Annotated in this window: 20 protein-coding genes; 7 read left to right on the plus strand and 13 right to left on the minus strand. The window is 47.8% G+C overall.

The window, feature by feature from the left end; genetic code table 11:
- Positions 1-28 precede the first annotated feature (28 nt).
- The 6 genes from G358_RS0123745 to G358_RS0123770 form a co-directional block, all read right to left on the minus strand.
- Positions 29-1,105: a LacI family DNA-binding transcriptional regulator gene (locus G358_RS0123745; protein WP_019639758.1), complete on the minus strand. Its 1,077-nt coding sequence runs from the start codon at positions 1,103-1,105 to the stop codon at positions 29-31.
- 294 nt (positions 1,106-1,399) lie between these two features.
- A complete protein-coding gene (locus G358_RS0123750; protein ID WP_019639759.1) occupies positions 1,400-2,503 on the minus strand; it encodes a GIY-YIG nuclease family protein in 1,104 nt (367 codons plus the stop codon).
- 222 nt (positions 2,504-2,725) lie between these two features.
- Entirely contained in the window at positions 2,726-3,283 is a 558-nt protein-coding gene (locus G358_RS0123755) for a cupin domain-containing protein (protein ID WP_019639760.1), read from the minus strand.
- A 75-nt stretch (positions 3,284-3,358) separates the two neighbouring features.
- Positions 3,359-4,369, minus strand: a complete 1,011-nt coding sequence (locus tag G358_RS0123760; protein ID WP_026342437.1) for a phosphotransferase enzyme family protein — start codon at positions 4,367-4,369, stop codon at positions 3,359-3,361.
- Positions 4,370-4,401: 32 nt separating this feature from the next.
- Complete coding sequence (locus tag G358_RS0123765; protein ID WP_019639762.1) at positions 4,402-5,106, minus strand: DUF1266 domain-containing protein; 705 nt, start codon at positions 5,104-5,106, stop codon at positions 4,402-4,404.
- Positions 5,096-7,690 carry a J domain-containing protein gene (locus G358_RS0123770; RefSeq protein ID WP_019639763.1) on the minus strand — a complete coding sequence of 865 codons (2,595 nt, stop codon included), beginning with the start codon at positions 7,688-7,690 and terminating at the stop codon, positions 5,096-5,098. The genes G358_RS0123765 and G358_RS0123770 overlap by 11 nt, the downstream gene beginning before the upstream one ends.
- A gap of 269 nt (positions 7,691-7,959) precedes the next feature.
- On the opposite strand from G358_RS0123770, the gene G358_RS0123775 reads away from it, so the two are divergent.
- The 3 genes from G358_RS0123775 to G358_RS0123785 all read left to right on the plus strand — a co-directional run bounded on the left by G358_RS0123775 (position 7,960) and on the right by G358_RS0123785 (position 12,246).
- Positions 7,960-11,040, plus strand: a complete 3,081-nt coding sequence (locus G358_RS0123775; protein WP_019639764.1) for a hybrid sensor histidine kinase/response regulator — start codon at positions 7,960-7,962, stop codon at positions 11,038-11,040.
- 99 nt (positions 11,041-11,139) lie between these two features.
- Positions 11,140-11,655, plus strand: a complete 516-nt coding sequence (locus G358_RS0123780) for a hypothetical protein (protein ID WP_157274471.1) — start codon at positions 11,140-11,142, stop codon at positions 11,653-11,655.
- A 162-nt stretch (positions 11,656-11,817) separates the two neighbouring features.
- Positions 11,818-12,246, plus strand: a complete 429-nt coding sequence (locus G358_RS0123785; protein ID WP_019639766.1) for a VOC family protein — start codon at positions 11,818-11,820, stop codon at positions 12,244-12,246.
- A 138-nt stretch (positions 12,247-12,384) separates the two neighbouring features.
- Here the strand turns inward: G358_RS0123785 and nrdF are convergent, their stop codons facing one another.
- The 5 genes from nrdF to G358_RS0123810 all read right to left on the minus strand — a co-directional run bounded on the left by nrdF (position 12,385) and on the right by G358_RS0123810 (position 18,562).
- Positions 12,385-13,380: a class 1b ribonucleoside-diphosphate reductase subunit beta gene (nrdF, locus tag G358_RS0123790; protein WP_019639767.1), complete on the minus strand. Its 996-nt coding sequence runs from the start codon at positions 13,378-13,380 to the stop codon at positions 12,385-12,387.
- Positions 13,381-13,436: 56 nt separating this feature from the next.
- Positions 13,437-15,491, minus strand: a complete 2,055-nt coding sequence (gene nrdE, locus G358_RS0123795) for a class 1b ribonucleoside-diphosphate reductase subunit alpha (RefSeq protein WP_051107725.1) — start codon at positions 15,489-15,491, stop codon at positions 13,437-13,439.
- A gap of 10 nt (positions 15,492-15,501) precedes the next feature.
- A complete protein-coding gene (nrdI, locus tag G358_RS0123800; protein WP_019639769.1) occupies positions 15,502-15,912 on the minus strand; it encodes a class Ib ribonucleoside-diphosphate reductase assembly flavoprotein NrdI in 411 nt (136 codons plus the stop codon).
- A 562-nt stretch (positions 15,913-16,474) separates the two neighbouring features.
- Positions 16,475-17,443 carry a FecCD family ABC transporter permease gene (locus G358_RS0123805; protein WP_420836071.1) on the minus strand — a complete coding sequence of 323 codons (969 nt, stop codon included), beginning with the start codon at positions 17,441-17,443 and terminating at the stop codon, positions 16,475-16,477.
- A gap of 63 nt (positions 17,444-17,506) precedes the next feature.
- Positions 17,507-18,562 carry a FecCD family ABC transporter permease gene (locus G358_RS0123810; RefSeq protein WP_019639771.1) on the minus strand — a complete coding sequence of 352 codons (1,056 nt, stop codon included), beginning with the start codon at positions 18,560-18,562 and terminating at the stop codon, positions 17,507-17,509.
- 480 nt (positions 18,563-19,042) lie between these two features.
- Between G358_RS0123810 and G358_RS0123820 the strand changes: the two genes are divergently transcribed.
- Genes G358_RS0123820 through G358_RS0123835 form a run of 4 tightly spaced genes read left to right on the plus strand, consistent with a single transcriptional unit; the run spans position 19,043 to position 23,196 of the window.
- On the plus strand, positions 19,043-20,653 hold the full coding sequence (locus G358_RS0123820) for a spore germination protein (protein WP_019639773.1): 1,611 nt from the start codon (positions 19,043-19,045) through the stop codon (positions 20,651-20,653).
- Between the two features lie 4 nt (positions 20,654-20,657).
- Positions 20,658-21,857 (plus strand): Ger(x)C family spore germination protein, encoded by a 1,200-nt coding sequence (locus G358_RS0123825; protein WP_019639774.1) that lies wholly within the window; start codon positions 20,658-20,660, stop codon positions 21,855-21,857.
- Positions 21,854-22,066, plus strand: a complete 213-nt coding sequence (locus G358_RS0123830; RefSeq protein ID WP_019639775.1) for a hypothetical protein — start codon at positions 21,854-21,856, stop codon at positions 22,064-22,066. The genes G358_RS0123825 and G358_RS0123830 overlap by 4 nt, the downstream gene beginning before the upstream one ends.
- 32 nt (positions 22,067-22,098) lie before the next feature.
- Positions 22,099-23,196, plus strand: coding sequence for a GerAB/ArcD/ProY family transporter (locus G358_RS0123835; RefSeq protein ID WP_019639776.1), 1,098 nt, complete (start codon positions 22,099-22,101; stop codon positions 23,194-23,196).
- Between the two features lie 89 nt (positions 23,197-23,285).
- On the opposite strand, the gene G358_RS33725 is transcribed toward G358_RS0123835, so the two are convergent.
- Positions 23,286-23,486 carry a hypothetical protein gene (locus G358_RS33725; RefSeq protein ID WP_019639777.1) on the minus strand — a complete coding sequence of 67 codons (201 nt, stop codon included), beginning with the start codon at positions 23,484-23,486 and terminating at the stop codon, positions 23,286-23,288.
- A gap of 158 nt (positions 23,487-23,644) precedes the next feature.
- On the minus strand, positions 23,645-24,484 hold the full coding sequence (locus tag G358_RS0123845; protein ID WP_019639778.1) for a prohibitin family protein: 840 nt from the start codon (positions 24,482-24,484) through the stop codon (positions 23,645-23,647).
- Positions 24,485-24,602: the final 118 nt, after the last annotated feature.

The raw sequence follows: 24,602 nt of genomic DNA on the forward strand, positions 1-24,602 counted from the left end.
AATCTCCCTCCACTCTTATGTGTCTGTCTTATTTATCTTCACGCTGAACCAGCGTACTGGATTGTACTGGATCAGACGGGAAAATCGTCCGTGCCGGGCCGCATGAAGCCCTTTCTACCAATTTGCTCTGAATAATGATTTGCTTGACCAGTTTCTCCTTTGACTGCAGCTGCTCGATTAAGAGCTTCGTCGCCTCTTGTCCCAAGATTTCTCCATTCAATTCAATGCAGGTCAGAGGCGGGTTAAATTCATCGGGATACACAGTGTTGTTGTTAAAAGCAATGACCGACACATCGCCAGGCACCGATAGTCCCAGCTCGGAAACCGCACGGTACACGCCAAGTGCAATCTGATCCGTATCGGCAATAATCGCCGTAATCATCGGATTTTTACGCAAATATTTCTTTGCCGTTATGTACCCGTATTCCACCGAGCTTACCGTTTCACCGCGATACACATTGCAATTTTCATTCGCGGTGAGGCCGATCTTTTCAAAAGCCTGCACATACCCGGCCTTTCTGTCCTGGCTAACCGTGCGCTTTTTGACGGCATTCATCAGCAAGATGTGCCGGTGTCCCAGCCCCAGCAAATACGCTGTCGCCGTTTCCGCCGCCTGAACGTTGTCATTGTTCACATAAGACAGTGCGGTTTCGTACTTCAGCGGCGGCTTGCCGATAATCGTCATCACCCGTCCGTTGGCCACGCGCTCTTGAATCCGTTCATCGACCCTCGCCGGATCAAGAATGATTTCCCCGTCTACCGGCTCAGAGGTCATCTGTGTCACTTGTTTGCGGTACTCTTTGTGCAGTGTATCGATCAGCAAACGATAACCCTGACGGTTGCATTCCTTCAGCACCCCGTTAAAGAACGAAATGTTGTACTGGCTGAATTTCACCTTCTCGCTGTCCATAACGACGCCGATGATCCGTGTTTCCTTGGTCACCATGCTTCTGGCAAAATAGTTCGGCCTGTAGTTTAACTGCTCTGCCGCAGCGAGCACGCGCATCCTTACCGCCTCGCTAATCGCCCTTTTGCCGCTGAATACATTGGATACCGTGCTTTTTGATACGCCAGCTGCTTTTGCTACATCACTCATATTTGCCATGTTATGCATCCTCCGCTTCAATCAAAATGTTAAACTAGTTTTGTAAAATACATACAGGGAATATGTTTAATCAGATGGCTGTTTCTGTTATAATCTCATGAAAGTCATGCTCTTTTTTGTAAACTAGTTTAGTAAAGTCAGCCTCTTTAATAGCTGCTCATAACCTCTGCGTTCAATAAAAAAAATCGTGCTTCAGGCCAACATCCTGAAGACACGATTCCATGGATAAAATCATCACGGGGCCATCTTTGACACCCGATATCATATTTAATTTAAAAGATAGGAATGCTGCATTCACTTTTGCAAAGTCAAAGCCGTCAAGTTCATTTTATCTATCCATCCCTGGAGCGCACTTTCCAGTTCATGATGCCCCGTCTCTTTCAACCACGCCTCCGGTATAAGAAGATACTGACAGGCGCTGCTCTGTAAATAGCTGTATATAATCTGCGCTGCGTCGATTTCAGCCCGGTTCACTGCGGCACATTCGAGCACTTGCCCAATATTAAAGTAACGCAAAATTAATTCCTTCATATTTACATACAGTTTCTCAAATTCGGAAGTAGTCTCTACTGTAAATTTCTCGCTGTATCGCACCTCATTGCGCTTGATTAGAAAAACCTTAAGCGTGGTTTCGTTTAACTGCTCCATTACTGCGATATTCCGATTTTCTGCCATGAAATCAATCACTTTCTCTTTATTCAACAGAAAGTTCATATCGTTGATGCAGTCTCTGTATTTGGCAGCCTTTTCAAAATCGTATTGCCGGGATGCCTCCAACATGCTGAGTTCCATTTGGGCCAACAGGCTCAGATCCGTACCATCCAGCAGACCGATCAGTTGTTCCAGCCTTGCATTGTACAGTTGGACGGCTTCCCCGCCGAGGCACATGCCCAGGCATAATCCAAGTGAATAGTTCAAGCAAGGCGAGCCTCCGGCAGATGCAGAGGAAGATGGAGCAGAGCTAGGAGTGGAAGAGGCAGAGTAAGCATAGTTGCAGGAAATTTTCAAGGCTGCCTGAATCCCTTGCACCGCTTTTTCGACCGCGTGCTTGTTTGCAGTATATGGCCCGAATTGAATCAAGCTGTCCTTCATGCTGGGATCGTTCCTAATTTCTAAGCGGCGCAGCCCATCCGTTTGCCTTACGGCAATATAAGTATAAGACAGCGGATTTTTCATCTTCCGATTGTACATTGGCTTCAGTTCCTGAATAAGCTTGCACTCCAGCAGAAATGCTTCAAATTCTGTATCCGTAACGATGTGCTCCAAATCTTTCACGTGCTTAACCAGCTTCTTCACCTTCGGCGAATGGGATTTATTGTTATAAAAGTACGATTGCACTCTTTTCCTGAGACTTTTAGATTTGCCCACATAGATGATTGTATTCTGAAAATCTTTCATAAGATATACTCCCGGGGTTAAAGGAAGGCTGCTTATTTTATTTTTCATTGCGGCGCTGATCCTCTCATCTATCATTTGATCTGTGCTCTGAATCTCTTTTGCCTACAATAATTATATCATGACCCTTCAATGCCATACCTTCAGATCCCACATCAGAATGAAAAAAAAGAGACCATCACCGGCCTCTCTTCTACGAATCTTTATAATACGGCAGCCAACGAACTATCCCGGAAAATGTACATTTGCAGCTTTGCCGCCACAGCCGACCGGAGGTCCCAAAATGACGGATTCTCTAATAGGCGCTATCGCTCTGGCATAATCTTCTGCATTCACACAGTAAGCCTTCTGAATAACTTCCTTAGGAATCGCACGCAAGAAATCGGAGCCATAAACGATATCCGGCGTAGGCTGATCAAAAATCGTCAGAAGATGCGCATGATCGCTTTCCGTAACAATCCAGTGAAACCAGCCCTTTGGAAACAAGGATATTTGCCCCGGCTTCAAATAATAGGTCATCAGCCTTTGCGTAAATGGATCAAAAACAGACGTAACGACTTCCCCGCAGATGACAAAAACCATCTCGTTCACATTGGTATGCCAATGGGGCTGGACGATAATGCCCCTCGTTAAATGAATGTTGAAAAAACCGGTTTTTATTGCGGGGAGCTGTGCCCCGAAAACCTGTGTAATATAATTTTGCGGATCGCGCTGATAATTAAGCACCTGGTTGGAATCAGCCGCCAGCCGAAGATCAGGCGATTGGAGAATCGCATCGATCATTTGGAGCACTCTCCTTTCTAGGTAAATGTCTATGTAGTGTATGCCTAAAAGGAAGAGTTTGACACTCGCAGCGTACTAGCCAATCAAAGATTGTTGTAAGCTCTCATCCAGCCAACCGCCGTTCTTTTCCAGCTGTCTTAAATCCGCGTAAATGGACTGCACTTGCCGCCGAAGCACCTCCGGGCCATCCGTACCATTAAAAAAACGGCTCATAAAATGAAGAAACACATCGATATGACGCAAACGCATGAGGGCTGGTATAGCCTCTACTTCTTCGCGCGCCAGCCTGATCCGGCTGCTGAACCCTTGGCAAAATAGTTTGACAGCTGCCTGATCTCGTTCGCTGCCGTGCCCCATTAAGCCCGAAATAATGACAGCCGGCTCCATCGCCCGGACATCCTGCGTACAGAATTCAAAATCGAGCAGCGCGACAACTTGGGCAGGATCATCCGAGTTTACAAGCAAATTCGAATAGTTGAGATCGCCATGAACAAGCTGCTGCGGCAGCTGCTCCAGCCCGTCAAGCTGTCGGGTGATGCCGGTGAGAGCATCAGCGATGTAAATTAGCGCATTCCGCAAGTCATGAAAAAATGCGGGCGGCTGCTTGCAAAACTGCTGAACGATCTCCGGGGTGCATGCCGGATAAGACTGCGCTAATTCATAATACGGCCGATAGGACGGCTGTACTCCCGGCTCCACTCCGGCAAGCACACAAACTAATTCGCCGGCAGCGTTGCCAAACGAATACGCAGCGGTTTCACTGTCTCCTTCCGGCCGCATCCCCTCCATATATTCGAACATACAAGCGTATCGTCCACTGCCGTCTGCTGTTTGTACGATCGTCTCGCCGGCAAGCGTTTTGACTGGAAGCGGGATGCCAAAGCTTAGTGTTCGCTGTCCAAGCGCTTCCAGCACCGCATGCTCGAATTGTATTTTCTCCCGGTCTTGGTGCGTTTCATAAATCCGCAGCACACTGCGGCGAGTACGGCTTTCAATAAAATAAGTCGTGTTATTCCAGCCGCTGGCTCCCTGCTTTATTTCTCCGTTATACTCCGCGGCATAATGCTTCAGAATCGAATTAAGCATCTCTATTCCTTTCTTGCAGTTACTGGTTAAATTCAGTTTAACGACATGTTCCAATCGAGCCGATTCCAAGGACTGCCAGCGTCGATCATGAGCCGATGAACGTATTCGACCATTCGTTTTGCACTATCCTCCGTAGTTTGCCCCCACCAGAACTGCCGGCCAATTAAATAGCTGGTGCCATACTCATACCAGCCTGTATAGCATTGCTGGGCCTTGACGGCGATGGGCATGATCAGCTCCAGCGCTTCCTGCCGGGATATATACCCGAGAAAAGCGCCATACTTGCATAAATTGACGTATCTGCCCCAATCCCATGCAGCAATTCCCGCTGCCGGCAGCCTGTTCATGTAAGCCTGCACGATACGATGCTCCCTGTATTCTTTCGTTGCATTCGGGATAGCGGCGATGTAACGTTGCTGGTCGCTGGCAGACAATGCAGACAAAAACGAGCGGATGGTCATAAATGAAACATTATGCCCTCCATCATCCAAAAAATTCAGATTATCTAGTAAAGTTTCCCTGCTGTCTATTCCCCAGTCACGTTCCAGGGATTGCCTGTGCAGGGCGTCATTTTCCTCGGTAAATTCTAATTCATAATTGTTGGCAAAATCGACACCGTTCATTTCGAACAGCACAGCTCCCAAAGCGTAACACCATAGCTCTATATCGCTTATATTAGCCTTATTACGGCGATTTTCGTTATCGCGGCCGTTATCCAGGCTATCGCTAATCAACATAGTATTCAACTCCATCCACTAAAAAGTGTAATGAATATACTTCGCCAACTTCCTGATGCGACAAATAAAGCTGATCAGGCAGCGTAATCGGCGGCGCGCTCTTTCGTGTGAACAGCCCCCGGAGCAGCTTCGCCGAATTTACCGTAAGCTGCGATAATTGTTCATAATACTGCGCATATGCGCGATGATCAGGGAAATCCTGACAAGCCTCATGGGCATATTCCGCGGCTGCTTTAATATCGCCATTCTTATAATGCGCTACACTTAAATAAATGACTGCTTCATCCCGGCGGCCCAGGTCGTAAGCACGGCCCAAATCCTTGATGCTCGCCTCATAATCACCCTGATAGTAATGCGCTACCCCGGAATATAGCCAGACGAGAGGAGCATAGGAATTTTCCTCGCCCCTTTGTACGATGAAATTTTGGGCTACGCTCGGCACTGGTTTCCATTGCTTCAAATTAACTAACATCTTGATCGTTTCGAGCAGTACCCACTCATCATCAGGCCGCTGCAGCATAATTCTGGAAATGTTAGCGTCAATCCGCTCCATTTCATCCATGTTCCATTGCTTCAGCAGCATATACAGCGCCATTTGCGACGGATAATAATGTTCGGGGAACAACTCGGCCGCTTCGCTGTAAAGCTCCGTCGCCTTCTTGTCCTCGCCCATGGCACGATAAATATCGCCTTCTACAACATAGCCGTAGGATTCCTCAGGAAAATGCTGTTTGAAAGTTTGGATCGCCGCCAAGGCTCCCTCGTAATCTTCATTCAAGAAGCGAGCACTGGCTAGATTTTGATATGTGAATTTATCAAAATTCCAAGCGATAGCCGCTTCCAGACACTCGGTCGCCTGCGCGTATTCCATGAGGAATAAATGGGACTGCCCCTTTCTAAACCAGTCCAGGCCATATGTATATTCATGTTCTAGCACTTTTTCATAGTCTGGCAAAGCTGCCCGGTACTCTTTTAACTTGTAATAACAGTTGCTTCGAATATGATAAGACTCCCAAATGGATGGATCGATCGATATCGCCTGATTGGATAGCTCGATGCCTTTGCCCGGATCATCGATGAAATAATACGCCAAGCCGAGCTTATTCAACACGGTGATGTTGTAGGGATTCATCTCCAGCGCCGCAGTTAAATCACGTATGGCCAGCTCATATTCATCTGAGTCGAGATAAGCGATCCCCCGGGCTACAACAATGTCGTAACCGTTGCTTCCTTCATTCATCGCTTCACTCCAAGCTGAATGAAGCAGTTGAATGCCGTCCGCATACCTTTTTTGCTCCAGGAGTGCGCGGCCCCAAAGCAGATATTTGTCAGAGCCCTGCTCCTTTACGGCATGTAGAGACTCAAGCGTTTGGCAGCATTCGTCCCATAGCTCCAGATCGAAATACAGCTGTGCCAGCGTCAGCAGCTTGTCCGCATCATGGGGAGATTGAGCCAGCTCCAGGCGCTGAGCTTCAGCCAACCGTTTATTCACATTAAACAAACGAATCCGGGCATCCAAATCGAACGGGTATTGCTGTATAACGAGCTCCCATAATGATTTCGCTTCCGCAAGCCGCTCAAGCGCCAGGTAGCATTCGGCCAGCCCATGCAAGGCCGCCAGATCATCAGCGTTTCGGGATAAAATGTACTGATAGTCAGATAATGCCAGCGTGATGTTGCCATGCTGCAGCGCGATGGCGGCGCGATGCCTAAATCCATCCATTTCTCCGGGATACATTTCGGCCAGCCGATGATAGACATTAAACGCAGTTTCCATATCGCCCGTACGGACGAAATACTCGCCGCCAAGCCTCAATAAATCGGGATCATCACCGAATATTTGCTGCGCCGCTGCCAGATAGTGGCCAGCATCCTCCAATTGATTACTGATTAGAGCGTATTGGGCGGCATTGCGATTGTGAAGAAATACATCCACATCCTGCAAATCAGCTGGGATAAACTCATAACGCAGCTCCCAATTTTTTCTCACTTCCCTGAGCAAATAGTCTACAAAATCACTCGGAAAGTGCTTATGCAGTTCCATCTCCTGATCTGTCCATGAAAAATGCTCGTTCAGCAGCGTCCAAACTGGCTGCGGCAGCAAGTAATTCTCGGTGAGAAAAGACAGCATACGCCGATGGATCAATTCCCTGACATCCAGCCTCCACAGCTCTTCCCGTGCCAGCAAAGCCCGCCACTGTCCAGCATCCCTTCTCATTGAAAAGTTCGTGTAGAGCGCTTCGACACGCTCCATAAAAGCGTCGGCTAAACCATCCGCTGAATTGTCTTCGCTATGTAAAAATGGCGCAGTCTGCGGAGCAGCCTCCTCCTTCTCCTTATCGATGCTCTTCGGCTGTATAGGGGCTGCTTGAAGAGCAGGTTCCCCTCCCGCTTCGTTCTGCTGCTGCTCCACTTCTTTAATAAACTTCGCTTCATTTAAAGCTTGCTCGTAAGCCTCGCGCAGCTGCTGAAAGCCCGCCGGATCATCTTCCGGATGATACACTTGCAGCATCTTCGCATACGCGCGCTTGATAGTCTTCGTATCCAGCGTAGGTTCAATACCAAGCCGATCCCAAACGTTCATATGTTATTCCCTCAACTTTTCGATATTGATAGATGACAATGGAACAATCCAACTTTCTGATAGTCATTATTCGACATTTCCCTGCTTTTTCCTCTCAATAAGATTAAAGTCTTTCTGCTGCTGCCGTAAAAATGCTCCAATATAGCTGTCAAGCGGTGATCTTAGATAATTTAGATGTGATAATATACTATATGATAGCTATAGCTCTTCTTCGCTCTCTCAAACGTTATTAAGGCATTCATAAACATAACGATATAAGGTAGGCTACGATGACCAAAAGAAAAATACTGCTTATTTCCATTTTGTTTTTTTCCGTGCTCACTGGCTTTCGTTTTGCTTGGCTGCATTTTTTTTCGACACCGGATCGTCCGCCCGTTGTTGAAGGTGTGCTGGACTTAAGAAACTGGCATAAACTTCAAAATCACTCCATCACCTTGGATGGTCAATGGGAATTTTACCCCAGCACCTTGTTAATGAGCAATACGAACATTAGCGATCCTTTGAAACAAAGAAGAAAATACATACAAGTTCCGGGCGATTGGGAAGTCCCGGCAAAGCCGAATCAAAATAAAAAGTTTGGTTATGGCTCCTATCGCTTGCGCATTCTCGTTGATCCCGCCCAGGGCAAGGCTTTCGGCCTTCGCATCCAAGGCATCGCCAGCTCATCAGAAGTGTATATCAATGGCCAACTGCTGGCACAGTCTGGCCAGCCAGCGGAGGACAAGCTCAAATACAAACCGCTCGATATTCCTTATTACGCCTATTACACGCTTGAAAATGATCCCGTCCTCGACCTTGTCATTCAAATTGCGAATTATGATAACTCTATCCAGGGGGGCATTACTCGTTCAGTCAAATTCGGCCTGGAAGACACGCTGGAGCGCGATTTGTCGCTTGCTGCCGATTTGGTTCGCTTTGCCTGCGTGGCTTATTTGATCCATGCTTTGTATGGCATCGTATTATTTTTTATTGGCAATCAGGACAAGCGCTTGATCTATTTCTCTTTCATGATTATTTGCATTGTGCTCGGTACGCTAATGGACGGCGAGCGCCTGTTCTTTGTGTGGATTCCGGTGAACTATGAGTGGGGCCAGAAACTCATTTACCTGACGATGATTGCAGGCGGATATTTCATTTTGCAAAATATCAGATACCAGTTGCCCGGCTTTTTACGAAATTCGGGCTCGTTAATATACGCACTCTTATGCAGCATTGCCGTGCTGCTCATATTATTGCTGCCTGTTTCTTACAATACGATGCTGCAGCCTGGCTATATTTTTGTGATGTTCTTGCCCTGCCTGCTCGCTCCGGTGGCGCTGTTCAATTCTACGATGAGGAGCAGCAAGGATAACATTTTTATATTGCTGGCTGCCATTGCATCGATTAACAGCTTGGTCTGGTTGTTTGTCATTTTCGGGCTGCAGATCGATATGGTATCTTATCCGTTTGATCTGGTTATTGCCACGATCTGCCTCGCCTCCTACTGGTTCAAGCGTTACTTTCAAATTTTAAGCGAAGCTCAGAAACTCACGGTCAAGCTGCAAAGAGCAGATAAGCATAAAGACGATTTCCTGGCTACGGTCGCCCATGAGCTGCGAAATCCGCTGCATGGCATATTAAGCATCTCGCAAGCGATATCGGAAAGGGAGAACAATATTCCCGGGAATAAAAATACTAAAGATATGGAACTGCTGATGACGGTAGGAAGGCGGATGTCGTTTTTGTTAAATGACTTGCTTGACCTTGGACGATTAAAGGAAAACCGCATTGTCCTTCAGCCGTCCAACGTCTCCGTGCATAGTGTGACCGAAACTGTCATCGATATGCTGAAATTTATGACAGATGGCAAGCCGATCCGGTTCAACAACCGGATTCCTAGCCAATTTCCTCTCGTTGCTGCCGATGAAAATCGGCTGGTTCAAATTTTGGTTAATCTTGTGCACAATGCGGTCAAATATTCATTAGCAGGCGAGGTATCCGTTCAAGCTTCAATTGAGAATGGCTGGGCCGCCATTTCCGTCATCGATACCGGCATCGGCATGGATGCGGAAATACTGGAAAGAGCCTTCGAACCGTATGAGCAGGGTTCTCAAGGCATTACGACGCTTGGCGGCGGTTTCGGGCTTGGACTAAGCATTTGCAAACAACTCGTCGAGATGCACGGGGGGACTTTGAGGGTGAAGTCACAGCCTCAACAGGGCTCGGTGTTTACCTTCACATTAAAATTAGCCGAGCCGGCCTATCAACGACAGGAAAGCATGCTTCAAACGCAAATGGACATCAGCACCTCTGCGCCTGAACTGGCCGCTTTGTCTGAGACGGCAACAGGTGAATATGCCGTCGCCGAAGAAGCCCCTTCGCCTGACCGCATCCGGCTGCTGGCCGTCGACGACGATCCGGTTAATTTAAAGGTGCTGGAAAGTATATTCGCCAATGAAGCGTATGAAGTCTTCACGGCAACGAGCGCAAAGCAGGCGTTATCGATGCTGAATCGCCGGGATTGGGATTTGGTTATAAGCGATGTGATGATGCCGAACATGTCCGGCTATGAGCTGACGGTGCGGATTCGGAAGCATTACTCCCTTTCAGAGCTGCCTGTGCTGCTGTTAACCGCCTGCAGCAGGGACGAAGATATCGAAGCCGGATTCCGGGCAGGTGCCAACGATTACGTTACCAAGCCGATGAAAGCGACCGAGCTCAAATCGCGGGTCAAGTCATTAACGAAGCTGAAGCGATCCGTGAACGAGCGTTTGCGGTTGGAGGCGGCATGGCTTCAGGCGCAAATCAAGCCCCACTTTATTTTAAATACGTTCACCGCCATAGCGGAACTGAGCAAGATCGATACTAAGCGAATGGATGCTTTGGTGGAGGAATTGAACAACTATATCCGGCTAAGCATTGATTTTCAGAACTCCGATCAAGCCGCTCCACTGGATCATGAATTGAGCTTAATACGATCGTACCTGTATATTCAGAAGGAGCGCTTCGGCGACCGGCTGCAGGTCGTCTGGGAGATCGATGAAGATATTCAAATCCTTATTCCCCCGCTTACGATCCAGCCTTTGGTAGAAAATGCGGTGATCCACGGCCTGCTTAACCGCTCTTCCGGCGGAGTAGTGCGGATTCGCATTAAGGAAACGGAGCAAGCGATCGAGATTCGTATTTCGGATAACGGGAAAGGGATCGATGAGGAAACGCTGCGTCATATACTGGATCGCCAGGTTGACAAGCGAACAGGCATTGGCCTGCATAATACGGATCGGCGGCTAAAACAGTTTTATGGCAGCGGTCTGCAAATCGAAAGCACGCTGGGTGTGGGGACTTCAGTTTCGTTCTCATTAGCAAAATAGCACGGACAACTTCCAGCCGAGGTATCGTTTGGCGAACCCAAAACTATTAATTTATGCTATAATATATCTTTGTCAAATAATGGATTGGAGGGTTTTACTGTGAAACGAAGAAATTGGCCGGGGCTGTTCTTATGTCTGCTTATGACAATGACAGTACTCGCGGGGTGCAGTTCTAAGGTGTCGTATATCAGCAAGGAGTTTAACGGTATATCGTTCAAATTTCCTGAAGCATGGGGAGAACCATCTATGGAAAACAGTGATGAACTTAGCTACAACTTTGATACCGAGGGAGGAGGCAAAGCGATCTTCTACATCTATTCATTTTCTAAGGATACATATAAGAGTAGATTTTATAATGAAGAGGAGGGCTATTATAAAGGCGCTTATCTGCTAAACACAACGGAGCAGCTTAACAATAAGCTGGATATAATGTCTTTCTATCCTATCAAAGAAATTTGGAAGGACAGCAAGCCACCCGAGAATATGATGCTGCTCAGTCTAGTGGAAACCGATGAATACATATTAGAGTTCACTATGGATCTGCCGCAAAAATACTATGACAGCGACAAAAAGATTGTTGAATCTGTATATAACAGCATTAAAGTTGTAAACTAACCGCCTGGCTCTCAAATGTACGAAAGGTTCACTTTCTTAATTTTCAATATCCCACCTTATTTTATTTAAAAATAAAGTTAAAATTCATAATAATTTATCTTCGCTTTGCCAAATGATACAATATAGGTCAAGCATAACCATGATCCTAAAGGAGTGAGGCAATTGGCTGTTGATGTTTACTTCAATTTTAACGGCAACTGTCGTGAAGCTGTAGAGTTCTATGCCAAGGTATTCAACACGGAACCGCCGCAAATTATGACCTTTAGTGAAGCGCCGCCAAATCCGGATTTTGCTCTTCCTGAAGCAGCGAAAGATTTAGTCATGCATGCGCGCATTAACATTAATGGCAGCAACGTGATGTTCTCTGACGTTTTTCCCGGCATGCCTTTCGTGCAGGGCAACAACATCAGCCTGGCCTTTGTCAGTACCGACCTGGAGCAGGTCAAGTCCGTGTTCCACCAGCTGAAAGAAGGCGGCACGGTCGGAATGGAGCTGCAGGAGACCTTTTGGAGCAAATGCTATGGCAGTGTCAAAGATAAGTTTGGGATTGATTGGCAGGTCAATTATGATAACGGCGAGAGCCCAATGTAAACGAATGTAACTCAAGCACAACTGCAAGTTCCAGATCCAATTCAAATGAAGATCAGAGCCTGCAAAAAATAAATATCCCGCACTCATTGCTGATGAGCGCGGGATATTTTTAATGATAACTTCGTACCAGCTTATAGGTTACCAGATACTGGACTGTTTTACCCGTTCATTCAGGAAGGAGAAATCCTCTTCCCGTAAAGGCTCAACGGTTCCTTTCTGATACCCTTTCCCTTTCGTGGAGAAAAAGTCATGCGTGCTCGTTTCGGTCCGTATGCCGTTCAGCACTACGGGATTAATTTCTTCCTCTTCAAATACAGGCTCGATTCCGAGGTTCATTAACGCCTTGTTCGCATTGTATCGAATATACTTCTTCACTTCATGCGTCAGGCCGATCGGATCGTACAGTTCCTCGGTGTACTCCAGTTCATTTTTGTAAAGATCCATCAGCAGCTCGTTGACGAACTTCTCCGCGAAGTCCTGCTCTTCCCTGCTTAATTGCTGAAATACCTCCTGAGCGAGCAGGCCGACGAACACGCCGTGTACACTCTCATCGCGAATTATAAGCTTAATGATCTCACCGCTGGCGACCATTTTGCCTTGTCCTGCCAAGTACAGCGGATAGAAGAACCCTGAGTAGAACAAGAAGCTCTCCAGGAAGACCGAGGCGACCATCGCCTGGTACAGGCTTAGCAGGTTCCCCTGCTCAATGCTTCGATAATAGGAATCGATCCGATGCGTCTTATACTGCAAAAACTTGTTGCTGCGCACCCAGCCGAACGTATCGCCGATCAACTCGCTGCTGGCTACGGTCGTAAAGATCGTGCTGTAGCTTTTCGCATGAATTTCTTCCATCGCCGCCTGAAAAATAAGGATCGCTTTCTTCTGCTTCCCTTCCACATGCTGCGCTATAAGCGGCATACCGACGTTCCCCTGCTCCGTATCGAGCAGCGTCAGTCCGCCCAGCACCTTCATGAACGTATCCTTCTCACCGCTGCTTAGCTCCGTCCATGACTTCAAATCCTTTGATACCGGGATTTCCGTGTCCAGCCAAAATTGCGACGTATTTTGCGTCCATAGCATTTCCGTATAATCCGCTTCGGGTGAATTCCAGTTTACCGCTTCATACTTAGTCATTATGTCTTTCCCTTTCCACCTGTATTCTGCAAACCGCTTGTCCACAGTCGTACTTGCTATACGACACAGCTAATGCACTCTTCGATCGTTCTTTTTCTCGTACGTGTATAATAAAGAGTTTTCAACCCTTTTTTCTGCGCATAAATGTAGTATTTCGCCAGATCTCGCGTCGTCAAATTGTCTTTAACGTAGAGAATCGTCGAAATCGCCTGATCGATATGCACCTGTACCTCAGCAACGAGATCAATCAGGTTGTACATGTCCATATCGTAAGCTTCTTTATAGAAGAAGAAATTGTTCTCATTCAAAAATGGCATCGGATAAATCGTTTTGGAATCCCCATACTCCCGTTCCTCAATACGCTGCGTAATCGGAGCGATCGACGCTGTCGACGATTGCAAGTAGGAGATTGAACCGGTTGGCGCAATGGCCAATCTGTAAGCGTGATACAGTCCGTGCTCCATTGTCTCTTCCTTCAAGCGGCTCCAGTCCTCACGAGTAGGAATATGGAACTCCGCAAACAGCGCTTTGACCTTATCCGTACGCGGGGAATAATCATTCTCTTCATATCGTTTGAAATAGGCGCCGTTAGCATATTCGCTTTGTTCGAAATCCTTGAACGTCACCTTTCTCTCCCGGGCGATCATCATGGAGCGTTCGAGTGAATAATAGTTCAACATCATAAAGAAGGTACGCGCGAAGTCGATCGCTTCCTTGGACTCATAGGAAATATGATTCAGAGCCAAGTAGCCGTGCAAATTCATCGCACCCAGACCAACTGAATGCAGCTCCCGGTTCGCTTTTGCTACCGAAGGAACAATTTCCAGCTCGGTTCTGTCGCTCACTTCGGTAAGAGCATCCATCGCCAGGTGAACGGTCTCTCTCATCCGGTTGTTTTTCATTACATTGACGATATTCAACGATCCCAGATTACAGGAAATATCCCGGTTTATGACGTCCTCCTGCCCATAATCATTAATCGTCGACACTTCGCTGAGCTGGGCAATCTCACTGCACAAGTTGGAAAACTTAACGCGTCCGATGTTCTTCAGTGCGTGCTGCTCATTCGTATTGTCCACATACATAATATAAGGATAGCCGGATTCCATTTGCGTTTGCGCGATTTTGATGATCAAATCTCTCGCTACGATTTTCTTCTTCCGCACTCTCGGGTTGTTTACCAGCTCATCATACATAGCGGTCAGGTCCATATCGTCCAAATGCACGCCATATTCCTGGTGTACAGTATGAGGATAGAACAGATACATATCCTTATCCTGCTCCACCAGCTCAAAAAATTTATTAGGCGCAACGACGCCGAGCGACAATGTCTTGATACGAATTTTCTCGTCGCTGTTAATTTTCTTCGTATCAAGGAATTCGTGAATATCGGCATGGAACAAATTGAGGTACACTACGCCGCTGCCGTCACGCTGTCCGAGTTGGTTCGCATAGGAGAACGAATCCTCGAACAGCTTCATAACAGGCAGTACCCCGCTTGCTTTGCCGTCCAGGCCTTTAATTTGCTCGCTCGCTGCCCGGATTTTACTTAAATTGAGACTGACACCGCCCCCGATCTTGCTTAACTGCAAGGCCGAGTTGATGGCAAACCCGATCGAGTTCATCGAATCATCAATTTCGAGCAGGAAGCAGCTGACCAATTCACCACGGCGCTTCTTTCCTGCGTTCAAGAATGTAGGCGTCGCCGGCTGATATTCCTGCGAGATCAATACATCAGCATAGTCATTGGCTTTATTGATATCGCCATCGCCGAGAAATAAAGCGGTCACGGCAATGCGATCCTCGTAGCGCTCCAGAAATTTCAGGCCGTCATTCGTTTTCATCGCGTAGTTATTATAAAATTTAAAGGCGCTCATAAAGGACGGGAAGCGGAACTTCCGAGCATACAAAGCTTCATACAGCTTCTTAATGTCCGTGAATTCATATTTCGCGAACAGCTCGGCTTCGTAGTAATCATTCTCGATCAAATAGTCGATTTTCTCCTTCAAGTCATGGAAGAATACTGTATTCTGATTAACATACTCGACAAAATAGCTTCTCGCCGCCTCCAGATCTTTATGGAACTGGAACTTCCCTTCCTTTTGCACCATGATTTCATTATTAAGCTGTATCCAATTTGGAATTTGCGTTTGCTCTTGGGTTTGAATTTGCGTTTGTGTAGACAATTTGCTTAACCTCCTGTTTAAATCGCTCAACATCCTGCTTCGTGCCGCTCAGCTCGAATTTCATTAATAAAGGCACCGAATACTGCTCGGCCACTTGATCTCCGGCTAGTCCGTACCGCATGCCCCAATTGGTATTCCCGCTCGTAGCGACACCTTGCAGCAACTCGCTATTATCCTCCAGAAACTTCAAAGTCGAAGCGGGAACCTGGCCAAATCCTGTCGTGTAGGTAATAAGTACAAAGGGCTCATTTACGACCAGTCCATCTCTGATCTGAATATGCTCCAGACCTAGCTTGCTTACGAATCGTTTCACATTTCCCGTCTTGGAATCAAAAACAACGAGCATCAATTTCCCTCCAGTGCCATTGAAAAGTCAATAGAAATTACAGGTAGAAGTTTCAAATACAAATACAACGACAATGAAAATGACAATGACAATGACAATGACAATGACCCTTATGTACGCTACCTTCTTCTTACTAAAGACGGGACAAGCGGACAAATCCGCTATCGAGAAGCAGAGCAACTCCCCAGTTTCTGTGGATGGACAGGCGTATAGAAACAGCCCACCCGCTGGAGATGAGCCGAGAACGTCCCTATTCCTGCCGCAGCATTACTCAACATTCGCAGAAGGCATTCACACTACATATGGTGTAACCCTCTGAAAATAACCACTAAATATAGTGCGCATTAGTAATATACCTCTTTCCGTAACAATAATCAAGAGGCAGTTTCTCTAAAAAAATAACATCAAGGGCTGGGACAGCCGCCCCTATGCAGCCTGTCCCAGCCCCAGCTCCAAAACGATAAATTTCCCGTCCCCTACAAGTTTTCCCGGTGCACGGTGCGATCCGGGGCATGCTTGGATAGCTGTCGACCATATGGCGGGAACGATGTGTGCTTCACGCCTATGAGCGGGCCAGCAAATATAAAAAGTAAGGCGCGCCAATAATAGCGACAAAGATGCCCGTCGGTATTTCCGTAGGCTGCAGTATCCAGCGCGCGATCGTGTCGGCGACGATGACCAGCAGCGCCCCCGTCAAAGCGGATGCCGGCAGCAGCAGCTCATGCTTGGGCCCGACAAGCCGCCTTGCCAAATGCGGAGCGATTAGCCCGACAAAGCCAATGCCGCCGCTGACCGCAACCGAGGAGCCAGCCAAGCCTACCGCCGTTGCGAGCAGCAGCAGGCGCTCTTTCTCCACAGGTGCGCCGAGTCCGGTAGCCGTATTTTCGCCGAGCGTCAATACGTTCATTACCCGCGCTTTATAAAGTACAAACGGAAGAAGCACGGCAATCCACGGAAGAAGGGCAAGTACAAACTTCCAGTTCGAACCCCAAATGCTCCCCACCAGCCAGGTGGCCACGAACTGGTACTTATCCGGATCCAGCTTCAGCGTCAGCACGATCATCACTGCACTGATCCCTGCCGCTACGCCGATCCCGGTAAGAATAAGCCTTGTCGGCGATATGCCTTCATTGCGCTTGTAAGACAGCGCATAAACCAGCGCGGCAGCCGCACCAGCCCCAAACAAAGCCAATACGGGAAGCAAAAATACCGATCCTGTAGAAACCGGGGGGAAAAAAGATATATACAGCATAACCATCAGTCCGGCGCCCGCGTTAATGCCCAAAATGCCCGGGTCAGCTAACGCATTGCGGGAAATCCCCTGCAAAATACAGCCTGACACAGCTAATCCCGCACCGATCAGCACGGAAATGACGATGCGCGGCAGCCGAAAATGAAATAGAATCAGTGACTGCTTCTCCGTCCCCATGCCGAACAGCGTCGTTACGACATCGAGCGGAGACAGACGGATATATCCAGTATTCATGCTAATAATAAAAGCGCATATAATCAAGATGCCTAATATGAGCATCACCCCAATGCCGCGCTTCAATCTGCGCTTAGAGGTTGCGCTTGCAGCCTGCAAAGGTTCCACCTATAGCTCCCTCCTCTCTTTGCGTGCGAGATAGAGAAAGAACGGCACGCCGATCAGTGCGATGAGCGCCCCGATCGGCGTTTCATACGGAGGATTAATCATCCTTGCTGCCAAATCGGCGAAAACGACCAGCAAGCTGCCGAGTATAGCCGAGCACGGGATGATTGATCGATAATCGACGCCGACGAGAAATCGCGTCAAATGGGGAATGATCAAGCCAATGAATCCGACGGAACCGACTACGGCGACCGCAGAACCGGCCAAAATTAGCACGATCACAGTCCCCGCCAGCTTAACCAGTTTAGTCCGTTGCCCCAGTCCCACAGCAACCTCCTCGCCGAGGCTCAGCATCGTAATCGATCTGGAGAGTATCATCGCACCGATGATAGCGCCCCCCATCCAAGGAAACATAATTTTAAGTTGAAACCATTTTGTACCTGCTACACCGCCTGCGTACCAAAATGCCAAATCCTGCCCGACACGAAACAAGAGGGCAATGCCTTCGCTTAAAGCTATGAGTAAAGCATTGACAGCCGCCCCGGCAAGCACGAGACGAACCGGACTCATCCCCCCCTTAGCCATGGAGCTGATTCCGAATACAAGCCCGGCGCCAGCGGCTGCTCCTAGAAAAGCGTACAAAAGAAGCATATTAAACGGCAGTCCCGGTAAAAAAGCAAAGCATACAGCCAGCATAAAGCCCGCTCCTGCATTTAGTCCGAGCAGCCCGGAATCCGCCATCGGATTACGTGTCATTCCTTGCATCAGCGCGCCCGCAACAGCGAAGCCCGCGCCAACCAATGCTCCGCCAAGCACGCGGGGCAGGCGTATCTCCTGTATAATTTGGTGCTGGGTCAGCTCTGGATTGTAGCGAAACACGGCTTCCCATACCGTAAGGAATTGAATATCCGCCGCGCCGAAGGAGACGGACAGCGCAATTCCGAAAACTAATGCAGCGATCCCCCCGAACAAGATCAAAGTGACGACTAGCGGCCGTGATCGTGTCTTTCGCAGATGCAGATTTCTCTCGGTCTGCGTAGTTTCTAACATTTCCGTCATATGAAGCTCTCCCGCTCTCTCCCCGTGTTTGAACCGCAGGCGGTTCGCACGCCTGACATCATCATATGTACATTCACTAAACTGAATCTGCACCCACGCAAAATATATTCCTCCCACAATTCATCAATGATACTGATAATCGTTCTCATTATATGTCTTACGACAATACTCGTCAAGTTATCCGTTGATTTTGAATCGTCACGATCGTCATCGTAGAAATGGCCTGGATTAACCATTTGGTTTGCTGATAGGACATTCTCATATATACCTTCAATCTAATCTGGCTCCCCCAGTCCTTTCAGGCTCTTGATTTCGGAATCCTCAATGAAAGAAATGTAATGGTTCATGACCTTCAGGGCTTGTCCGCTGAACATCTTCCTTAATTATAATAACAGTTTGCAAGGGCGGTGCGGAATAAAAATTCAGCATTAAGCAAATCTTTATATTACCTGCATATCCCAATAAGGAGGAGCCAAGCCTATGTCATTCTGGTTAAGACTGCTGCGGAGACAACGCAAAAATAACAGCCCCGTTCAATTCCCAAAGCATGTACACAAGGCATTACCTGCAAATTTGACTTCAGATAGCGAAGCTTCTCCTTCCATTAGCGTAGAGCAGCGGGATGACCGCGTGCCATGGATGAAGCAGCAGCTTGAGAATTGTTCGGATATCGTCTTTCGCCACTTCAAGATTAAAACAGGCAATCATTGTACCTTGGTCTACTTGAGGAGCACGGCAGACCAGACGACGATTCAAGAGGTTATTCTCCGCAGCCTGCTGGATTATAGCGGATCAGAGGACAGCGACCTGATTCGGTACCTGTTTGACGACCAAGCGATATCCGTCTCCGAAATCAAAATTGTCACCGAGACGAACGAGGCTATTACCACCGTCCTTGGCTTTGGAGTGGTCCTCATTATTGAGGGAGAGCCCCGAATCATGACTTTCCCTTCCGTATCTGCCTTAACTACACGGGCGATCGAAGAAGCGCCGAACGAATCGGTCATCCGCGGACCGAGGGAATCCTTTAATGAGAGTCTGGATACGAATCTATCGCTGCTGCGCAGAAGATTGAAGAGCAAAAATTTTAAGATGGAAGAGCATAGCCTCGGCACCGAGACGAAAACGAGATTCGTCATCGCCTATATTGAAGGGATCTGCAAGCCAGAGCTGGTTAAGGAACTCAAGCGAAGACTGTCCTATCTCGATATTGATGCCGTTTTAGGATCCTCGACCTTCGAGGAGACCATCGAGGACTCGCCTTACTCTCCATTTCCGCAGGTTGAATATACGGAGCGGCCTGATATCGTCAGCGCATCGCTGCTGGAGGGACGTATAGCGATTATCGTCGATGGGACTCCCTCCGCGATTCTTGTTCCGGTCACACTAACTATGCTGATGCAGACTTCGGAAGATTATTTTCAGCGATATATCGCCGCCACCTGGATTCGCTGGATCCGTTTCTTGTTTCTTTTTGTTTCCCTGCTGCTGCCTTCTTTGTACATTGCCATTACTACGTTTCACCCGGAAATGATTCCTTTCAAGCTGTTGATGACTGTCGCTTCGGCAAGAGAAATCGTGCCCTTTCCCGCCTTTGTCGAAGCGTTTATTATGGAGCTGTCCTTCGAAGCGCTGCGGGAAGCCTCCATTCGCATTCCGAAATCGATCGGACAGGCTGTGTCGATTATTGGCGCGCTGATCATTGGTACGGCCGCAGTGCAAGCAGGAATCGTCTCGGCAGCCATGGTTATCATTGTCTCGCTTACCGGAATTGCTTCCTTTATTATTCCGCACTTCGACCTTGGATTGACGATCAGGCTGCTCCGCTTCCCGATCATGGCTTTAGCCTCGATGCTAGGCTTGTTCGGCATTACCTGCGGGCTGATCATTATTTATATCCATCTGCTAAACCTCAAATCATTCGGACTACCTTATTTGTACCCGCTCACGCCATTAGCCAAAGCGGATTTGAACGATACATTATTCCGCGCCCCATGGTGGGCGATGCAGCAACGCCCTGTAGCCTTAACCCATAATGAAAAACGCCAGAAGAAAAATCCCCGCGGCTGGGTGAAACAAAAGGAGGAGTGACGTCTTGAACAAGCTGAAGAGCAGAGCGTTTCTTACCATACTATCCATGATTATCGTCATGACAACAAGCGGCTGCTGGTCCTCGGTAGAGCTCAATGACCGGGCGTTCGTTAGTCTGATATTGGTTGATCTAACGGATGATGGAGAATTCGAACTGACTCTCGGCTTCCCCCTCCCGAACCGCATGATTCCCGGAGATGTCGGCGGGTCTGGCGGCTCTAGCAGGGAACCTTTCGCCTTTGTTACGAAAACAGGGCCAACTCTGCCGCAAGCCTTGCAGGACATTCAAAATGATTTATCAAGAAGAATTACCTTTGGGCAAACGCGGTTACTCATCATCGGCAGCGCGCTGGCGAAGCATGGCCTCGATCCGATATTGGAATTTATCAGCCGGCGTATCACCTTTCATATTAGCGCCAATCTATTCGTAACTCCGGGAAAAGTGCTGGAACTGGTGGAAACCCCAACGACATTCGAGCGCTTCGTCTCAGTCATTCTAACTTCCTATATTACCCATCGGATGACCATCGATGCCACGCTTAGAGACGTTCTTCTTGCCAGGTATGGCTCGGGGGATATCCTGATACCTATGCTGTCTCTCAGTAAAGCCCCGGAAACAATAGCCAAGAAGGAGAAAAGCCAAGTTTGGCTCGGCGTTGACGGAGCGGCTATGTTTGTAAAAGGAAAAATGATCGGCCAGCAGTTAAATAAGGCAGAGATGCAAACCGCCTTATTGCTCTATTCCAACATCCACGAACTGACGGTTCGCGTAGAGTCGCCTACCGATGGGAAAGAGATCACTTTCAACTTGGAAGACATCACCACGAAGTTTAAAGCAAAAGTCAGGGATGATACACCCGAAATCCGCTTGGAAACCAGAGGAACAGCATCGGTCCAAGCCTCTGACTCCAAGCTTGATCTTCAGAACGATGAACAGCTTATTTTGCTGCAAAAAGAGCTGAACCGGGAAATTAAAAGCCGGATCATGAATCTGATTAACAAGACGTGCACCGCCAAAGCTGATGTTTTCCAATTGGGAAATTACATTAAATGGAAGTATCCTGGCATTTGGGATAAGTATCAATCGAACTGGAATGAATTTTACGCCAAAGGGCTGGACATAGAAACTGCAGTAAAAATTAGAATTCGAGGAACCGGTGAAGCTTATAGATCAATCAGAACGGAATGGGGAGAAGGCACATGATTGTGATTGCCCTTGTTTTTGTTCTAATTGCGCTGTATGAATGGTTCGATTGGCGCAAGCGCCATGATGGCACCGCCAAGCTATGGCGGCTTATTACCATAATGGCCATATTGCTCATTTTGCTGGAGGTTTATTTCCTAGTTAAGGATTACTGGAATTTTGAAGAAGCCCTGCACAGGCTATACCGTTTTTTGGGCCAATGGCTTTAACATGCTGCAAGGACCTCGGGAGGAAACAATAAATGGATAAGATTACCAGGCTGCAAATATTTTCTATGTATAATCTGTATATTTTTACGGTGACTATCGCCTTCTTATCGGGACTGTACATCCAGAACAGCCACTACTCCACACCGGTAAGCATCATTATTGCAGGCTTGGTCAGTATCCTTCTTCTGTATCCTGCCTACAGAGTCACCGTAATTCGTCCTAACGAGACGATCATCCAATACGGCAGCAGCATTGTGGGCAAAGTGCCGCATGCTTTTTTTATTCTGGTGATTGCCGTTATGAATCTGCTCCTCGCCGCGCTCAATCTTCGCGAACTTGAGGATTTTCTCATTCAGGTTTACTTGCCGGGAACTCCATCATGGCTGATCGCTCTGATGTTCGGGTCCTGCGTAGCCTACTGTGTACGTTCTGGAGTCACGACTATTTTCCGGGCCGCTCTGGGCATTTTTGTTGTTAGTATTCTAGGTTTTGTCGGTACTCCTCTCATGGTGACGCAAGCCATGCGCATTGAAGTGCTTCCCGCTCTGATTAACCATTTGGATTTAAAGGAGATCGGGAAGACCGTTTATGATTGTGTTGCTATTTTTGGGGAGTTTGCTTTCCTGTTTCTAATTATGCCTTACATTAAGACACCCAAAAAGGTCTATCGAACAGTGGCAATTACAACCTTGTCTGCGACCGTTATTATTCTGTCTCATATCATCCCGATCCTGATTATTCTAGGTCCGCAGCTGGCGTCTAATCTGACTTATCCCGACCTGGATCTCGTTCGTTCCCTGCGTACTGGGGCATTTGTGGAAACATTGGACCCTATTTTAATCATTCTGTGGCTGACCAGTCTGTTTATTAAGGTCTCCTTTATGATATTCATCGCCGTCTACGCCATATCCCTGCTAGTGAAACTGCCGGATCACAAACCGCTGGCCCTTTCGTTTACAGCCTTTTCCTGCATTCTATCCATGCTGATCGTTCGCTCCCAGATCGAAGTAAATTTCTTGCTGCTCGAGGGGCTTCCGCCACTTCTCATCTTTACTGAATTTGTAATTCCAGTGATCTACTGGACCGCAAACGGAATAAAATCCCGCAAAAATAAAACGAAAAATGCTTAAGCATTTCGCTTAAGCACCTCTCATCCAATAAAATTTGCATAAACCTACCGGCTAGTTCGCCCACTCTATCCAGTACTCGCCAATCGGTGTCATGACCAGATACCAGTGATCCCACTTTTACTGGCCTGAACGACCATCGGAGCAAGTCTGCCCTTCTCTGCTGTCCGGTCAGATGGCCGCTCGGCCCGGTTGCGATTGCTGTTCAGCCACAGTCTGTAACCCTCATCAGCAAGCCATAGGCCGATCCCATTATTTCGCTTCCACTCCTCGGCAAAAGCGGACAGCGGCAAGTGCGTCTCCCCCCGTCTTGATGCCGATTTCCGGCGTAAAGGCAGGACGCCCGAATGTACTGATGAACCAATCCGTATACCCCATCATTCTTTAGAATATAAGCAAAAACCATCAAGCCACAGCTTGACGGTTTCGTAGTAAACGCAAAGTCACAGAATTACTGCTGTTGATTCGTAAAAGATTGGATATCGATGAACGGAGTAGCTCCCCCCGACACCGCAGGCAAACGGCCATCCCATTTCTCAAGCGCCTTCTCCTGCACTTCAATCTGCTTCAGTTGCACGAGCTCTGGCGTCACTTCCTGCTTCTTCAGCTTAAGCGATTCAGCCTCGGCCTGCGCTTGGGCAATTTTCTGCTTTGCTTCGATCTCGATCCGCTTCAGATCGTTCTCGGCTTTGAGCGCTTGCTGTTGGGCTACCTGTTTCGCTTCGATCGATGTATCAAATGCTTCGGAGAATTTGAAGTTAACAATGTTCACTTCATTGACGATCAGATCATACTTGGCCATTCTTACCGTTAAGTGCTCACTGATTTCACCCGCTACGACATCCCGCTTCGCAATCAGGTCCTCCGCCGGGTACCGGGCGGTAACTTCCTTCACCACTTCCTGCACTGCCGGATTAATAATGACCGAGTCGTACGCCCCCCCGACGTTATTCATCAAATTATAGGCTGACTCCTTATTTACGGAATAGTTGACGACGACATGCGTGGAGACAGGCTGTAAATCCTTGGACGATGCCGTTGTATCTGTCTCGGTCTTCGTCACCTGTGTATTCACTTGGATCACGGTCTGTATAAATGGAATTTTGAGATGAATGCCCGGCGCTAAAATGTTATCGTTCAGCTTGCCAAACGTCTTGTATAATCCAACATGACCATACTGCACCTGGGTAACACTGTTCATCCCCACGATCGCCAAAACAATAAGCACAACGATGGCTGCTGCTCCTTTGTAACCCGTATTTTTTTTCGGTTTGTTCGGTACTGCTTCCATATAAATCCCCTCCACATGTGTATATCGCTTGCCAAGTAGCTTAGCGTTGTTTCAATGTAATACGCATCACAATGCAAAAGGTAACAAATTAACGAATTAAAAAGCAGCAACTCATCGT

Source organism: Paenibacillus fonticola DSM 21315, from assembly GCF_000381905.1.
In the GTDB taxonomy this organism is placed as follows: domain Bacteria; phylum Bacillota; class Bacilli; order Paenibacillales; family Paenibacillaceae; genus Fontibacillus; species Fontibacillus fonticola.

Bases quoted from the DNA above. Each gene is read 5' to 3' on its own strand.
- G358_RS0123765 (WP_019639762.1), bottom strand. From the start codon at position 5,106: ATGTTGATTAGCGATAGCCTGGATAACGGCCGCGATAACGAAAATCGC.
- G358_RS0123820 (WP_019639773.1), top strand. From the start codon at position 19,043: ATGTCATTCTGGTTAAGACTGCTGCGGAGACAACGCAAAAATAACAGC.
- G358_RS0123810 (WP_019639771.1), bottom strand. From the start codon at position 18,562: ATGACGGAAATGTTAGAAACTACGCAGACCGAGAGAAATCTGCATCTG.
- G358_RS0123775 (WP_019639764.1), top strand. From the start codon at position 7,960: ATGACCAAAAGAAAAATACTGCTTATTTCCATTTTGTTTTTTTCCGTG.
- G358_RS0123750 (WP_019639759.1), bottom strand. From the start codon at position 2,503: ATGAAAGATTTTCAGAATACAATCATCTATGTGGGCAAATCTAAAAGT.
- G358_RS0123745 (WP_019639758.1), bottom strand. From the start codon at position 1,105: ATGGCAAATATGAGTGATGTAGCAAAAGCAGCTGGCGTATCAAAAAGC.
- G358_RS0123835 (WP_019639776.1), top strand. From the start codon at position 22,099: ATGGATAAGATTACCAGGCTGCAAATATTTTCTATGTATAATCTGTAT.
- nrdE (WP_051107725.1), bottom strand. From the start codon at position 15,491: ATGGTGCAAAAGGAAGGGAAGTTCCAGTTCCATAAAGATCTGGAGGCG.
- nrdF (WP_019639767.1), bottom strand. From the start codon at position 13,380: ATGACTAAGTATGAAGCGGTAAACTGGAATTCACCCGAAGCGGATTAT.
- nrdI (WP_019639769.1), bottom strand. From the start codon at position 15,912: ATGCTCGTTGTTTTTGATTCCAAGACGGGAAATGTGAAACGATTCGTA.
- G358_RS0123845 (WP_019639778.1), bottom strand. From the start codon at position 24,484: ATGGAAGCAGTACCGAACAAACCGAAAAAAAATACGGGTTACAAAGGA.
- G358_RS0123830 (WP_019639775.1), top strand. From the start codon at position 21,854: ATGATTGTGATTGCCCTTGTTTTTGTTCTAATTGCGCTGTATGAATGG.
- G358_RS0123760 (WP_026342437.1), bottom strand. From the start codon at position 4,369: ATGCTTAATTCGATTCTGAAGCATTATGCCGCGGAGTATAACGGAGAA.
- G358_RS0123770 (WP_019639763.1), bottom strand. From the start codon at position 7,690: ATGAACGTTTGGGATCGGCTTGGTATTGAACCTACGCTGGATACGAAG.
- G358_RS0123755 (WP_019639760.1), bottom strand. From the start codon at position 3,283: ATGATCGATGCGATTCTCCAATCGCCTGATCTTCGGCTGGCGGCTGAT.
- G358_RS0123805 (WP_420836071.1), bottom strand. From the start codon at position 17,443: ATGCTCATATTAGGCATCTTGATTATATGCGCTTTTATTATTAGCATG.